10 protein-coding genes are annotated in these 14,999 nt (G+C 73.0%); 2 read left to right on the top strand and 8 right to left on the bottom strand.

The features are described from left to right. Nucleotides 1-10: 10 nt before the first annotated feature. The 4 genes from ACSTA4_RS04200 to ACSTA4_RS04185 form a co-directional block, all read right to left on the bottom strand. Nucleotides 11-382: an FtsB family cell division protein gene (locus ACSTA4_RS04200; RefSeq protein WP_444962479.1), complete on the bottom strand. Its 372-nt coding sequence runs from the start codon at nucleotides 380-382 to the stop codon at nucleotides 11-13. Nucleotides 383-523: 141 nt separating this feature from the next. Beyond that, nucleotides 524-1,807, bottom strand: a complete 1,284-nt coding sequence (eno, locus tag ACSTA4_RS04195) for a phosphopyruvate hydratase (protein WP_444962478.1) — start codon at nucleotides 1,805-1,807, stop codon at nucleotides 524-526. A gap of 104 nt (nucleotides 1,808-1,911) precedes the next feature. After that, the gene (locus tag ACSTA4_RS04190; RefSeq protein WP_444962477.1) at nucleotides 1,912-2,469 is read right to left on the bottom strand and encodes a TetR/AcrR family transcriptional regulator; all 558 of its coding nucleotides are present in this window, start codon (nucleotides 2,467-2,469) and stop codon (nucleotides 1,912-1,914) included. A 193-nt stretch (nucleotides 2,470-2,662) separates the two neighbouring features. Then, nucleotides 2,663-3,895 (bottom strand): RNA-guided endonuclease InsQ/TnpB family protein, encoded by a 1,233-nt coding sequence (locus ACSTA4_RS04185; RefSeq protein WP_444962476.1) that lies wholly within the window; start codon nucleotides 3,893-3,895, stop codon nucleotides 2,663-2,665. A gap of 119 nt (nucleotides 3,896-4,014) precedes the next feature. On the opposite strand from ACSTA4_RS04185, the gene ACSTA4_RS04180 reads away from it, so the two are divergent. Continuing rightward, complete coding sequence (locus ACSTA4_RS04180) at nucleotides 4,015-5,217, top strand: FAD-dependent monooxygenase (protein WP_444962475.1); 1,203 nt, start codon at nucleotides 4,015-4,017, stop codon at nucleotides 5,215-5,217. 149 nt (nucleotides 5,218-5,366) lie between these two features. On the opposite strand, the gene ACSTA4_RS04175 is transcribed toward ACSTA4_RS04180, so the two are convergent. Further along, on the bottom strand, nucleotides 5,367-6,065 hold the full coding sequence (locus tag ACSTA4_RS04175) for a MazG family protein (RefSeq protein WP_444964093.1): 699 nt from the start codon (nucleotides 6,063-6,065) through the stop codon (nucleotides 5,367-5,369). 137 nt (nucleotides 6,066-6,202) lie between these two features. Continuing rightward, entirely contained in the window at nucleotides 6,203-7,786 is a 1,584-nt protein-coding gene (gene cysC, locus ACSTA4_RS04170; RefSeq protein WP_444962474.1) for an adenylyl-sulfate kinase, read from the bottom strand. A 322-nt stretch (nucleotides 7,787-8,108) separates the two neighbouring features. Here cysC and mfd point away from each other — a divergent pair, with 322 nt between their 5' ends. Beyond that, entirely contained in the window at nucleotides 8,109-11,714 is a 3,606-nt protein-coding gene (mfd, locus tag ACSTA4_RS04165) for a transcription-repair coupling factor (RefSeq protein ID WP_444962473.1), read from the top strand. Between the two features lie 279 nt (nucleotides 11,715-11,993). On the opposite strand, the gene ACSTA4_RS04160 is transcribed toward mfd, so the two are convergent. After that, nucleotides 11,994-12,953, bottom strand: coding sequence for a hypothetical protein (locus ACSTA4_RS04160; protein WP_444962472.1), 960 nt, complete (start codon nucleotides 12,951-12,953; stop codon nucleotides 11,994-11,996). A gap of 114 nt (nucleotides 12,954-13,067) precedes the next feature. After that, nucleotides 13,068-14,867, bottom strand: coding sequence for a cell division protein PerM (locus ACSTA4_RS04155; protein ID WP_444962471.1), 1,800 nt, complete (start codon nucleotides 14,865-14,867; stop codon nucleotides 13,068-13,070). Nucleotides 14,868-14,999 lie beyond the last annotated feature (132 nt).

Here is a 14,999-nt window from a genome sequence, read left to right as displayed (position 1 = left end):
GGCGCGGGGCTCAGAGCCCGTCGTCGGGCGGCGGGCTGTCGGCCTCCTCCACCGAGCGCCACAGGGTGGTGAACCAGGGCTCGCTGGGGCCGGTGTCGTCCTCGTCCTCGCCCTCGGAGTCGGGCGGGATGACGATGTAGGCGGTCTCGCCGGGGTATTGGTAGTGCAGCCGGACGCGGGCCTCGCGCTCCACGTAGGAGTCCTGGGTCATCTCCTCCTCGCGCTGGCGCAGGTCCTGCACGCTCTGCTCCATGCGCGCGCGCTCCTCGCGCAGGTCGGCGAGCTGGGCGCGCTGGGCGATGTACTCGCGCAGCGGGTAGGCCAGGCTGAGCGCGATCACGCACACCACGAGCGCGAGGATGGCCGCACGGCTGGTGAGCATGGGCCGCACCCTGGGGGTGCGGCCCGTGCCCGTGCCTGAGGTCCCCGTCTTCCGGGCAGGACCGCGCCCGGGCCTGTCGGCTTTGGCCGCCTTCTTGGCCTTTGGACGCTGCTGCTCGGATTCGCGGGGCACTGGGGCAGACTAGCCGCGCGCGGCGAAGCGCGGGAAGGCCGACACGCCCGCGTACACGGCGGCGTCGTCGAGTTCCTCCTCGATGCGCAGCAGCTGGTTGTACTTGGCGACCCGCTCGCTGCGCGCCGGGGCGCCGGTCTTGATCTGCCCGGCGTTGGTGGCCACCGCGATGTCGGCGATGGTGGTGTCCTCGGTCTCGCCGGAGCGGTGGCTGATCATGGCCGTGTAACCGCTGCGCTGGGCGAGGGAGACCGCGTCCAGCGTCTCGGTCAGGGTGCCGATCTGGTTGACCTTCACCAGCAGCGAGTTGGCGGTGTCGGCCAGGATGCCGCGCTGGAGCCGCTCGGGGTTGGTGACGAACAGGTCGTCACCCACGAGCTGCACCTTGTCGCCCAGCTGGGCGGTGAGCTTCTTCCAGCCCTCCCAGTCCTCCTCGTCGAGGGGGTCCTCGATCGAGACGAGCGGGTAGGCCTCCACCAGCTCGGCGTAGTAGGCGGCCATCTCCTCCGAGGAGCGGGCCTTGCCCTCGAAGGTGTACACGCCGTCGCTGAAGAACTCGCTGGCGGCCACGTCCAGGGCGAGCGCGATGTCGGTGCCCGGGGTGTAGCCCGCCTTCTCGATGGCCTCCACGATCAGGTCGAGGGCGGCGCGGTTGCTGTCCAGGTTGGGGGCGAAGCCGCCCTCGTCGCCCACGCCGGTGGCCAGGCCGTGGGCCTTGAGGACCGCCTTGAGCGCGTGGTAGACCTCGGTGCCCCAGCGGACGGCCTCGGAGAAGGTGGGAGCGCCGATCGGCGCGACCATGAACTCCTGGATGTCGACGTTGCTGTCGGCGTGCGCGCCGCCGTTGAGAATGTTCATCATCGGCACCGGCAGCACGTGCGCGTTGGGGCCGCCGATGTAGCGGAACAGGGGCAGCCCGGCCTCGGCCGCGGCCGCCCTGGCCACGGCCAGGGAGGCGCCCAGGATGGCGTTGGCGCCGATCCGGGACTTGTCCGGGGTGCCGTCCAGGTCGATGAGCGCGCGGTCGATGATGCGCTGCTCGTCGGGGGCGTGGCCGAGCAGCTCGTCGGCGATCTCGTCGTTGACGGCCGTGACGGCCTTGGTCACGCCCTTGCCGCCGTAGCGGTCACCGCCGTCGCGCAGCTCGACCGCCTCGAACTGGCCGGTGGAGGCGCCGCTGGGGACGCCCGCGCGCGCGATGGTTCCGTCGTCGAGCAGGACCTCGACCTCGACTGTCGGGTTGCCCCGGGAGTCAAGGATCTCCCGCGCCTGTACTGCCTCGATGGACGCCACGGTCTCTCTCCGTCTCTTGGGGTTTCTCGGACCACTGGTTCAGGACCCGACACGAGACTAGCGACCCCGCACCGGGGAGGACGCGCGCACCCGGCGGAATTGGTCTAGTCCATATCGGACATGCCCGCCTCCAGGGCGGCCACGGCGATGTCGATGGCGCGTTCGCGGTGGTCGGCGGCCTCCTCGGGGGAGAACATGACGGAGAGGTCCTGGATGCCGCCGAGTGCGATCACGGCGCCCATCCGGGCGGGCACGCCGCCCTCGGGTCCCACGAGCAGGGTGTCCAGGCGTCGGCGCCAGGAGATGACGGAGTCGACCAATCCGACGTCGGCCAGCGCGCCCAGGTCGTTGAGGACGGCGAGCAGCAGGGCGCTGTGGCGCACGCAGACGTCGAAGTAGTCGCCCAGCAGCCCGCGCGGGTCGTCGGCCCCGCCGTGGCCGCCGTACCTGACGAAGAGCGCCTCCATGTCCTCGCCCAGGGGAGTGACCAGTGACGTGAGCAGGTCGTTCTTGGAGGGGAAGTGGTAGTACAGCGCGGCCTTGGTGATGTCCAGGCGCTCGGCGATCTCGCGAAGGCTGGTCTTCTCGAAGCCCTTGCGGGCGAACAGCTCCAGGGCCACCGCCCGGATCTGCGCCTTGGTGTCGTTCTGCGCTCTGGGCACCCGTGTCACTTCCGTTCCCTCGCCACCGGTCAGTCGAGTCTAGCGGCGACCTTCCGGCCGGTAGTTTACCTGTCGATCGGTAAGTTACTTGACGCACGGTAAGTAGCGTTCTAGCGTGGGCGCAACGGCACACGAAGGAGCGAGAACGCCTTGACTTCCTCTCCTGTCTGAAGGCAGGAGAATCCGGAACCACCTACCGGTGGTTCGAGGCCAACGCCTCGTCACGGGTCGCCCCGTGGCCTTCCTGTTTCGTCGCCGGTCGCCCCGTCCGGGAGGAGTCCCGTTGAGGTCTCACACCAGCTCCGCAGGCCAACACCGCCAGCCCGGCGGCTTCGAGATTGTTCGCCGCGTTCACATCGCGGTCGTGGGTCGCTCCGCACCGGGGGCATGTCCACGTCCGTACGTGCAGCGGCAACGACACATTGAGGTACCCACACCTGGGTATCGAGCACGCCTTGGAGGAGGGGAAGAACCGGTCCACCACGACCAGATCGCGTCCGTACCAGGCGCACTTGTACTCCAGCATCGTGCGCAGCTCACGCCAGGACACGTCCGAGATCACCCGGGCGAGTCTGCGGTTCTTGACCAGGTTGGCCACGGCCAGGTCCTCGATCACGACCACTTGGTTCTCGCGGACGAGTCGAGAGGTGAGCTTGTGCAGAAAATCCCGGCGCCGGTCGGTGATACGGGCGCACACCCGCGCCACCCTGCGACGCGCCTTGTCCCGGTTGGCGCTGCCCCTGGCCTTACGGGCCAGCGCCCGCTGCGCCCGGGCCAACTTCTTCCGGTCGCGTTGCTCGTGGCGGGGGTTGGCCACCTTCTCCCCGGTCGACAAGGTCACCACCGAGGTGATTCCGACATCGACACCGACCGCGTCGCGAGTGGCCGGGACCGACTCGATGGTGTCCTCGCACAGCAGCGAGACGAACCAGCACCCGGCCGCGTCACGCGAGACCGTCACCGTGGACGGCCGGGCCCCTTCGGGCAGGGGGCGCGACCACACGATGGCCAGGGGTTCGGCCATCTTGGCCAGGGTCAACCGCCCGTCGCGGTAGCGAAACCCCGGCCGGGTGTACTCCGCCGAGGCCCGCGACGTCTTCTTCGACTTGAACCGCGGATACCGCGCACGCCGGTCGAAGAAGTTGCCGAACGCGGTGTGCAGGTGGCGCAGCGTCTGCTGGAGCGGGACGGAAGAGACCTCGGTGAGGAAGGACAGCTCCTGCGTCTTCTTCCAGGCGGTGAGCATCGCCGAGGTGTGGGAGTAACCCACCCGCTCCCGGCGCTGGTGCCAAGCGGTGCTGCGTTCGGCCAGAGCGCGGTTGTAGACCAGGCGCACGCACCCGAACGTGCGCGACAGCTCAGCCGCCTGCGCATCACTCGGGTAGAAGCGGTACCGAAACGCCCGCTTCACGCTCTTCCTGGTCATGGCACACACCGTAGCGACCGCCCTGCGATCGCGTGAGCAGAATCCAACAGAAAGCGACAGGAAGGAGAGGGCGTGTCCTTCCCGCCCTGAAGGACGGGATATCCACGCCCAACAAACAGATGACCGCCGTACGCAACGTCCTGATCTCCGGCGCGGGCATCGCCGGGCCGACCCTCGCCCACTGGCTCCACCACCACGGCATCGAGGCCACCGTCGTCGAACGCGCCCCCGCGCCCCGCACGGGCGGCTACGCCGTCGACGTGCGCGGCACCGCCCTGGACGTCGCCGAGCGCATGGGGGTGCTCGACGGCATCCGGGCCTCGGCCACCGAGATGTCCAGGGCCACGACCGTGGACGCCCGCGCAAGGCGCACGGGCGGCTTCCAGGCGAGCGCGGTCACCGCCGACGGCCGCTCCGCCGAACTGCTGCGCGGCGACCTGGTCCGCCTGGTCCACGCGCCGACCACCGCCTACACCGAGTACCTGTACGGGGACTCCCTCACCGCGATCGAACAGCGGCGGGACGGGGTCCGCGTGGCCTTCGAGCGGTCCGGACCGCGCGTGTTCGACCTCGTCGTGGGGGCGGACGGCCTGCACTCCACGACCCGGCGGCTCGCGTTCGGCCCGGAGGCCCCCCACCGCCGGTTCCTGGGCAGCTACATCAGCATCTTCACGGTGCCCAACCACCCGGGGCTGGACCGCGAGGCCGTGCTGTTCAACACCCCGGGGCGGCTCGTGGCCATGTACCACACGCCCCGCGCGCAGGGGGCCAAGGCCATGCTGGCGCTGTCCGCGCGAGAGGAGAGCGGCGTCGACCGCAGGCCGCCCGGGGAGCAGAGGGAGTTCCTGCGCCGCGCCTTCGCCGGGCACGGCTGGGAGGCCGACCGCATCCTGGAGGAGATGGAGCGGGCCCCGGACTTCTACTTCGACTCCGTCGCCCAGATCCGCATGGACCGCTGGTCTGCCGGGCGCGTGACCCTGCTCGGCGACGCCGGCTACTGCCCCTCCCCCATGTCGGGGCAGGGCAGCAGCCTGGCCATGGTCGGCGCCTACGTCCTGGCGCAGGAACTCGCCCGCCACGACGGCCACCGCGCGGCGCTGGCCGCCTACGAGGCCCGGATGAGGCCGTTCGCGGCGGCCAACCAGGACATCGCCGACCGGGGCCAGGCGTTCCTGCTCCCGCGCACCCGGCCGGCGCTGCTGGCACGCGGCCTCCTGCTCCGGCTGGCCCCGCTGCTGTCCTCCCTCGGCGGCTTCGACAGCCGGCTGTCACGGGCGTCGGAGGCCCTGGAACTGGACGCCCCCGCACCCGCCGGGGCCTGAACCGGACCGGCGTCCAGCGGATCAGCCCGCCCCCTCCGGCGCGACCTCGTATCCTCCGGCGTGGTTCGGGCGCCGGCACCGGCGACGGGGACGCGGCCAACGCGGACCGGGACGCCGGCGGCACACCGGCCGCACCCGCGGCCGACCCGTCAGACCTCGCCCGCCTTGTCCCAGTAGGCCCGCCACTCCCCCGCGGACAGCTCGCGGGGCTCCCTGCCGTCGGCGCGGGCGGCGTCCTCGGCCGCGCGCACACGGGCGTCGAACCGGCGGGCCGCCGCCCTCAGGTCGCTCTCGGCGTCGCGGCCCCGACCGCGCTCGGCCGCCACAGCCGCGAACAGTTCCCCGCCCTCGGCCCCGTCGTCGCCGACCAGGTCGGCGGGGAAGCCGTTGCGCACCGCACGCCTCTGCAACTCGTCGGCCAGCAGCACCGCGGGCTGGGCGAACGGCACCCCGTCCAGGACCGAGTTGCGCCCGTCGCCGCCCGCCGCCCGGGCCTTCTCCGCCCGCTCGGCCGCCTTGATGGCCTCCCAGTTGGACCCCACCTCGTCTGCGCCCGACACCTCGACCCCGCCGAACACGTGCGGGTGGCGTCGGGTCATCTTGTCGATGATGGCGTCGGCGACGTCGTCCACCGTGAACCGCGCCGGGTCCCCCTCGGGCCGCTCGGCGGCGACCGCCGCGTGGAAGACCACCTGGAGCAGCACGTCGCCCAGCTCCTCGCGCAGCAGCGCGAAGTCGCCCTCCTCGATGGTCTCCAGGGTCTCGTAGGCCTCCTGGATCAGGTACTTGGCCAGCGACCCGTGGGTCTGGTCGCGGTCCCACGGGCACTCCCGGCGTAGGGTGTCCATCACCTCGACCAGGCGCAGCACCCGGTGCCCGACCGGCGGGCCGCCGTTCCTCCCGCCCTGTGCGTCCCGCACGTCCCGGGGGTCTCGGGGGTCTCGGGGGTCGTTCAACTCTCGTCCTCCACTGTTCGCGCCGCGGTTCAGCCGTCGTGCTCGGGCAGCCAGCCGCCCGCGCGCAGGGCCGACAGCACCCCGGCCACGGACTCGGCCGGGTCCACGCCCTCGGTGTCCACCACCAGGTCGGCGTCGTCCGGTTCCTCGTAGGGGTCGGAGATCCCGGTGAACTCGGGGATCTCCCCCGCCCGCGCCTTGGCGTACAGGCCCTTGCGGTCGCGGGCCTCGCACACCTCCAGCGGGGTCGCCACGTGCACCAGGAAGAAGTCGCCGAACTCCTCCACCATCGCGCGCACCTCAGCCCGCCCCTTGGCATAGGGGGCGATCGGCGCGCACACCGTGACCCCGCCGTGTCGGGTGATCTCCGAGGCCACGTAGCCGATCCGGCGGATGTTGAGCTCCCGGTGCTCGCGGGAGAAGGTCAGCCCGCTGGAGAGCATCCGCCGCACCACGTCGCCGTCCAGCAGGGTCACCGGGCGCCCCGACCTGCGGATGCCGTCGCACACCCCCCGGGCGATCGTGGACTTTCCCGAGCCGGACAGGCCCGTGAACAGCACGGTCAGGCCCCTGGCGGTGCGGGCCGGGCGCAGCCGCGCCAGCTCCGCGCCCACCCGGGCCGGGGTGAACCACGAGGGCAGCTCGCGCCCGTGCGCCAGCTCGGCCTCCACCTGCTCGTCGGTCAGCTCGACCCGCGCGGACGCCGGGTCGGTCCGGGTCATGGGCAGCCACAGCCCGTCGGAGGAGTGGTAGCGCCACGGTTCGGGGTCCAGCACGGTCAGGGGCGGGCGCAGGGCCATCACCCGCTCGACGTCGGGGCCGTCCCCACCGGTCACCGCCAGCATGTGGGTGGCGCCGTAGGACGCGGCCACGTGCGCGGCCAGACCCACCTGGCGCGGCCCCCACGGCCCGCCGAACGGGCCCCGTGCGCGGTCGGCGCTCCTGGGCAGCGTGCACACCACGAAGGAGGTGCGCGCGGGCAGTAGCGGCCCGGCGGCCAGCACCGCCGTGGCCATGCCCTCGTCCTCCAGGCCGGTGTCGACGATCACCAACACGTCGGCGCGCCCGCCCTCGCCGTGGACCAGGCCCAGCGCGTCGGCCTCGGCCCGGATCTGGTGCAGGGCGCGGTGGTGCAGCGGCCGGTCGGTGACCACGGCCAGCAGGGGCCGCTCGGAGGGCTCCAGCTCCCGCTGTGCCCGCACCTCCGCGGGAGAGGGCCGCAGCTCGCGCAGCACGCCGTAGGTGGGCGGGCGCAGCAGGGTCACCGAACCGGCCAGGAGGTGGCGGCCCCCGGCGTCGCGCCGGTGCTCGGTGACGTCGAGCCCGGCCAGCGGGGCGCCCTCCGGGTCGGAGAGGGTCAGGTGGTCGGCTCCGGACAGCTCCTCGGGCACCTCCAGCGTGACCGGAACCGGCCAGGGGCGCCCGTCGGGCAGACGGCCGTCCCGCTCCACCGACGCCGCCTCGTCCCTCGTCATGAAACCGGGCAGCGGGTAGGCGCCGTTGAGGATCAGCTCCAGGTGGGCGAGCCCGTCCGGACCTGGCGCGAAGACCGGGGCGTCCGGACTCCCGACACCCCCCTGCGGCGCACTCCCACGCCTGTTGGCACTCACCACGCGCTTCCTCTCCTCGGGCGGTCCGGCAAACGCGTCCAGCGTATGCCGCGGGCGCGGGGCGACCCGCCCTCGCACCGCGTCGGACGGAATAGAAGCAGCTCGGAGACGGTTCTACCCGGTGCGCCGCCGCCCGCGCCACCAGGCCGGGGACGCGGGCGGCACGGGGCAGCCCCGTGTCGCCGGTTGTCCACACCCCGCCCGCGCCGGACCGCCGGACTCGATAGTCTGAGAGGTGCCGGGCGTCCACTCACGCAGCCGCCTTCTTCCCGTGCAGGCCGCGACCACCACCGCCTGATCCGGACCACTTCCACTTTCTGGTGCTATGAGCCTCATTGGACTTCTCGCCGACGTCTCCAGGGACCCGGCACTGCACAGCGCGATCGAGGCCGCCCGAGGCGGCCGCGATCCCCACCTCGACCTCGTCGCCCCGGCGGCGCTGCGCCCCTTCATGGTGGGGGCGCTGGCCGCCGACGCCCCCGTGGGCGCCCAGCGGCCCGTGCTCGCCGTGACCGCCACCGAGCGCGAGGCCTCCGACCTGGCCGACGCCCTGGGCTGCCTGCTGCCCGAGGACTCGGTGGCCCTCTTCCCCGCGTGGGAGACGTTGCCGCACGAGCGGCTCTCCCCGCGTTCGGACACCGTCGGCCAGCGGCTGGCCGTCCTGCGCCGCCTCGCCCACCCCGACCCCTCCGACCCGCTGACCACCCCGCTGCGCGTGGTCGTGGCCCCGGTGCGCAGCGTCCTGCAGCCGCTGGTGTCCGGGCTGGGCGACCTGGAGCCGGTGCGCATCCGCCCCGGCGACGAGGCACCCCTGGAGGAGGTCGTCCAGGCCCTGGCCAACACCGGCTACGCCCGGGTGGACCTGGTCGAGAAGCGCGGCGACATGGCGGTGCGCGGCGGCATCCTGGACGTGTTCCCGCCCACCGAGGAGCACCCGCTGCGGCTGGAGTTCTGGGGCGACACCGTCGAGGACGTCCGCTACTTCCAGGTCGCCGACCAGCGCTCCATCGAGCCCTCCGGCGGCGAGGGCCCGCGCACCAGCGCCTCCTCCGGGCTGTTCGCGCCGCCGTGCCGCGAGCTGCTGCTCACCGACGCCGTGCGCGAGCGCGCGCGGGCGCTGGCCGAGGAGCACCCCTCCCTGGCCGAGATCCTGCACAAGATCGCCGACGGCGTCGCCGTGGAGGGCATGGAGGCCTTCGCGCCCGTGCTCGCCGAGCGCATGGAGCCGTTCCTGGCCCACCTGCCCGAGGGCGCGATGGTGGTGGGCTGCGACCCCGAGCGCATCCGCACCCGCGCGGTGGAGCTGGAGGCCACCAGCGCCGAGTTCCTGGACGCGTCGTGGATCAACGCCGCCTCCGGCGGCGAGGCGCCCATCGACCTGGGCGAGTCCGCCTACATGTCCATCTCCGAGCTGCGCTCCACCGCCGCCGAGCTGGGCCTGCCCTGGTGGGGGCTGACCCCGTTCGCCGCGGACGAGAAGGGCGGCGCGGCCGAGGAGGACGACGCCGTCGTCGTCGGCGCGGTGCCCTCCGAGTCCTACCGCGGCGACACCGAGCGCGCGCTGGCCGACATCAAGGGATGGCTGCACGACAACTGGAGCGTCGTGCTGGTCACCCAGGGGCACGGCCCCGCCGAGCGCCTGGTGGCGATGCTGCGCGACGCCGGGCTGGGCGCCTCCCTGGCCGCGGACCTGACCGAGCCGCCCAAACCGGCGGTCGCCACCGTCACCACCGGCCTGGTCGACCACGGGTTCCTGCTGCGGTCGGTGCACACGGTGGTGCTCACCGAGACCGACCTGGCCGGACAGAAGTCCTCCACCCGGGACATGCGGCGCATGCCCAGCAGGCGGCGCGGCACCGTCGACCCCCTCCAGCTCAAGCCCGGCGACTACGTCGTGCACGAGCAGCACGGTGTGGGCCGCTACCTGGAGATGGTCAGCCGCCAGGTGCAGGGCGCCACCCGCGAGTACCTGCTCATCGAGTACGCGCCCTCCAAGCGCGGACAACCGGGCGACCGCCTGTTCGTGCCCACCGAGCAGCTGGGCGAGGTCACCCGGTACGTGGGCGGCGAGGCGCCCACCCTGTCCAAGATGGGCGGCGCCGAGTGGAGCAAGGCCAAGAGCCGCGCCCGCAAGGTGGTCCGCGAGATCGCGGGCGACCTCATCCGGCTGTACTCGGCGCGGCAGGCCTCCCCCGGACACGCCTTCGGCCCCGACACCCCGTGGCAGCGCGAGCTGGAGGACGCCTTCCCCTACGTGGAGACGCCCGACCAGCTCGCCGCCATCGACGAGGTCAAGAAGGACATGTCCAGGTCGGTCCCGATGGACCGGCTGATCTGCGGCGACGTCGGCTACGGCAAGACCGAGGTGGCGGTGCGCGCCGCCTTCAAGGCCGTGCAGGACGGCAAGCAGGTCGCCCTGCTGGTGCCCACCACACTGCTCGTGCAACAGCACCTGTCCACGTTCACCGAGCGCTACGCCTCCTTCCCGGTCACCGTCAAGCCGATGTCGCGGTTCCAGACCGACGGCGAGGTGGAGGCCACCCGCGAGGGGCTGCGCTCCGGCGAGGTGGACGTGGTCATCGGCACGCACCGGCTGCTGTCCTCGGAGACCCGCTTCAAGGACCTGGGCCTGGTCATCATCGACGAGGAGCAGCGCTTCGGCGTGGAGCACAAGGAGGCGCTCAAGCGGCTGCGCACCCAGGTGGACGTGCTGGCGATGTCGGCCACCCCCATCCCGCGCACCCTGGAGATGGGCCTGACCGGCATCCGCGAGATGACCACGATCCTCACCCCGCCCGAGGAGCGCCACCCGGTGCTCACCTTCGTGGGACCCTACGAGGACAAGCAGATCACCGCGGCGATCCGCCGCGAGCTGATGCGCGAGGGACAGGTGTTCTTCGTGCACAACCGGGTGGCGTCCATCGACAAGGTGGCGGCGAGCATCCAGCGCCTGGTGCCCGAGGCCCGGGTGGCGTACGCGCACGGCCAGATGAACGAGCAGCAGCTCGAGAAGGTGATGGTCGACTTCTGGGAGAAGAACTTCGACGTGCTGGTCTCCACCACCATCGTCGAGTCCGGCCTGGACGTGCCCAACGCCAACACCCTGATCATCGACCGCGCCGACACCTACGGCCTGTCTCAGCTGCACCAGCTGCGCGGCCGGGTGGGCCGCGGGCGCGAGCGCGCCTACGCCTACTTCCTCTACCCGCCGGAGAGGCCGCTGACCGAGACCGCCTACGAGCGGCTGGCCACCGTGGCACAGCACACCGAGACCGGCGCGGGCATGTACGTGGCCATGAAGGACCTGGAGATCCGGGGCGCGGGCAACATCCTGGGCGCGGAGCAGTCCGGGACCATCGCGGGCGTGGGCTTCGACCTGTACGTGCGCATGGTCGGCGAGGCCGTGGCCGAGCTCAAGGGCGACCCGGACGCGGCCGAGGAGGTCGAGACCAAGGTCGAACTGCCCATCAACGCCTACATCCCGCACGACTACGTGCCGGGCGAGCGGCTGCGGTTGCAGTCCTACAAGCGCATCGCCAGCGTCACCAGCGAGGAGGACATCCTCGCCGCCTACGAGGAGCTCACCGACCGCTACGGCACCCCGCCCGAGCAGGTGGACAACCTCATGGCGGTGGCCCGGTTCCGGGTGCTGGCCAAGTCCGCGGGCCTGTCGGACGTGGTGATGCAGGGCAACCAGATCCGCTTCGCCCCGGTGGAACTGCGCGAGTCGCAGGAGCTGCGGCTGCGGCGCCTGTACCCCAAGACGATCCACAAGGAGACGACCCGGACCCTGCTGGTGCCGGTGCCCAAGTCCGGCGGCCTGGGCGGCAGGCCCCTGCGGGACCTGGAGCTGCTCAAGTGGTGCACCGATCTGGTCAACTCCATCTTCGAACCCGCCAGGCGCAAGCCCGCGCCCAAGGAGAACGCCTAGGACCCGCCGCTGACGGGTTCACGGCGCCGGGGGCTGCGCCCGCGCGTCCGGGCAGGCCCCGGGCACGGAGCGGGCCCCCGAACACGGCCGTGGGCCGCCCCGAAAGACCGGGGCGGCCCACGGCCGTGTTCGGGGAGGTCGGGGAGGAGGCCCGGCGGCCACGCGACCGGCGGCCGGAGCCGGGCCGGGGCTTCGGCGGCTGCCGTGGCCAGCCCCTCCCCCGGCGCGGACAGCCGCCGCGCGGCCAGACCGGAGCGGGACGGGCCGTGGTGCGGTCCCTCAGGAGGCCGGGGGCGACGCGTCGGCGTCCCCCCACAGCTTGACGAACCCGTGCGCCTCGGAGGAGTCGGGCAGAGCCCCGGCCACCATGCGCACGGCTTCGGAGCGAACGGCGGGGCGCGCATAGCTCACGGCGTACGCGAAGGACACCGCCGCGCGCGGGCGCGCGGTGGCGAGCAGATCTCGCAGCAGCCCCAGCCCGGGGTCGGGTCCGGTACCGGCGTCGGTGGGAACCAGGTCGCGGGCGACCTGGTCGAGGAGGCCTCCGAGGCGGCGGCTGCCGGGGAAGAAGAACGGTTCCCCGTTCTGCGCGCCCTCGGCGATCGCGCGGGTGGCCCGCGGCGTCCACGGCCACGGAGAGCGGGCCAGCGCCCACGCGGCCGCCACCCGGACCGTGTCCGGGTTCCCCGGCGCGAGGGCCTCGGAGATCCACTCCCGGTCCGCACAGGCCAACGCGGCCAGTGACACCGCCGCGTACTCGCGCTCGACGGCGGAACCGTCGGAGCCGAACCGCTCGCGCAGCGCCGCCACCGCGGGCGCGGAATCCTCAGGACGTGCCCAGGCCAGAGCGAGCGTGGTGAACTCGCGCACGCCCGCGTCGGGGTCGGCGAGAAGGACCAGCAGCCCCGGCACGGCGGAGCCCAGTGCCAGGTGCACCCGCTCCATCAGCGCGGGTTCGTCCTCGGCGGAGACCGCCAACAGCAACGCGTGGAGCAGGTCGCGCCGCCGCAGAGGGGAGTCCGGATCGACGGCCTCCGCCACCAGTGCGGTGACCATGTCCGGTGTCTCGGGGTACAGAGGGCCGAACTCGGACAGGATGCCGCACAGCAGCTCCAGGGCCTCGAAGGCCCGTCCGGGTTCCCCCGACCCCAGGTCGGCGAGGATGGCGGGGATGTCCGCCTTCCCGTTCGCGTAGCGCAGGGAGTCCCAGTCGGTGAAATCCGGTCCGACACTGACCATCGGAACGCTCCTTTCCGCGGCTCGGCGTCCGCTGGCACCGAGCCTAGGGACCGGTCACGACAGGGGCACTCCCTTTTCGAGCGGAGGCGGACGCCCGGCCCCGCGCCCACCGCCTCAACGCTGCGGGGTGTCGACCTCGTCCGGCTCGGCCTCGTAGGTGATCCCGTACATCTCCTCGGACTCCTCGTCCTCGGCGGATCGGCGACGCCACCAGCGCCCGCCCTCGGCCCTCCTGGCCCTGCGCTCCTCGCGCCGCTGACCGCGCAGCTCACGGCGCGCGCGTTTGCGCTCCGCGCGCTCGGCGGCCCGGTCCGGACGGTCCTCGTCCGGTTCCTCGTCCTCGGTGGCCCCCAGCGAGGCGTCTTCCTCGGGGTCCGGCCGCGCCTCCTCCTCGCGGCGGCGCAGCGGCGTGACCGTGGCCAGGCCCTCACCGACCGGCACGTCCGGGGGCAGCTCCACCTCCGGACGCGCCCGTGGCCCCTCCTCGGCGGAGCGTGCCGCCTCCTTGGCCGGGCGCTCCACATCCTTGGCGGGCCGCACATCGTCCTTGGCGGGGCGAGCCGTGCCCTTCGCGGCATGCGCCTCCTCCCCCGCGGAGGACGCCGTGTCCTGCTCCGCGGGGCGCCGCCCCCGCCAGGCCGCCCACCGCGAGGCCCTGCGCACCGGACGCTCCCCCCGCGTGTACCACCAGTTCGCCACCCACGCCACGACGGCGGCGGCCACGCCCACCTCCAGGGCGGCCACCAGGCCCACCTGCCACGCCGACGGCCCGACCTCGCTCAGCCTCTCGCCGCCGAGCGGCCCACCGGCCGTCGCGGCCAACGCCGCGCACAGCAGCCCCGTGGTCACACCGCACACGAACCCCCACAGCGGAGCGGCCTCGCTGACCACGTCCGGGGCGCTGCGCTGGGTCAGCGCACCGCCCACCGCCCCCGCCACGAACGGCACCGCCAACGCCAACAGCGAGGCCACCGGCGCAGCCCCGTTCGACGGCAGCGCGGCCAGCATCGGCAGCATCGGCAGGGCGCCCACCGACACCCCCGTCGGCGCGACGACGGTCCCCGCGCCCACCGCGAACCCCGGGCCCAGCGCGTAGCAGACCGCGAACACCACCGCGTTGGGCAGGTACGCCAACTGGACCACGATCAGCAGCGCGCCCCCCACCAGGCCGGGGCCGAGCACCCGGGTCGTCTCGACGACCTCGGGCAGGCTCATCGCCAGCGCCACCAGGAAAAGCAGCAGCCCGCCCAGCAGCAGCGTCCCCGTGGAGGCGAGCATCCCCACCAGCAGGGAGCGCGACCGGGCCGGCATCAGCCGCAGCAGGTCCCGGGCGGGCACCTCCTTGTCGCGCATCAACTGGCGCAGCACACCCAGCCCTCCGGCCAGGAACGCGGTCACGAACCCCATCACCAGCGCGCGCGGCATACTCGGCTCGACCGCCTCGGTCCGCGCCAGCAGGGCCAGGGTGCCCGCGATCGCCGCGTACGGCCCGGCGATCGCCAGCGCCGCCCGGTACACGTACCGCAGACGTGGGATGTCGCAGGAACGCGCCAGCCACCGTCCCGACCGGTACAGCAGCAGCCCCGGCAACAACACCAGACCCAACGGCAGCAGGGCGATCTGGCCGTCGGGCACCGAGAACGACACGTGGTGGCCCACAAGCCAGGCCAGCACCGCACCCTGGAGGATGTCGATGATGTCCTCGCCGAAGGTGTCGTGCGGCGCGGCCACCCAACCGATGATGGTGAGGGTGACGATCACGGCCAGCCCCAGCGCCGCGGCGGTGGCCGCGGCGACCCCGCCGGTCGCGTAGACGGGCCGGGGCGCGCCGGCCGCGTCGGGCTCCGCCGCGCCGCTGGACCGCGTGCGCTGGGAGGGGCGGCCGCGGTCGGGGGGAGATCCTGACGTACTCACCCGACTTATGCTGCCAGGGACCGGAATGCTCCGTGGTATCCCGGCCGCGCGTGTCGTGCCCGCGAGGACGGAACCGGATCCGCGGTCCGGCCGTCCTACCCTGGGAACAAGGCTCCCCCAGCCCGAACGGAT

Source organism: Nocardiopsis sp. M1B1 (assembly GCF_052466615.1).
This window is presented reverse-complemented; position numbering and strand designations above follow the sequence as displayed.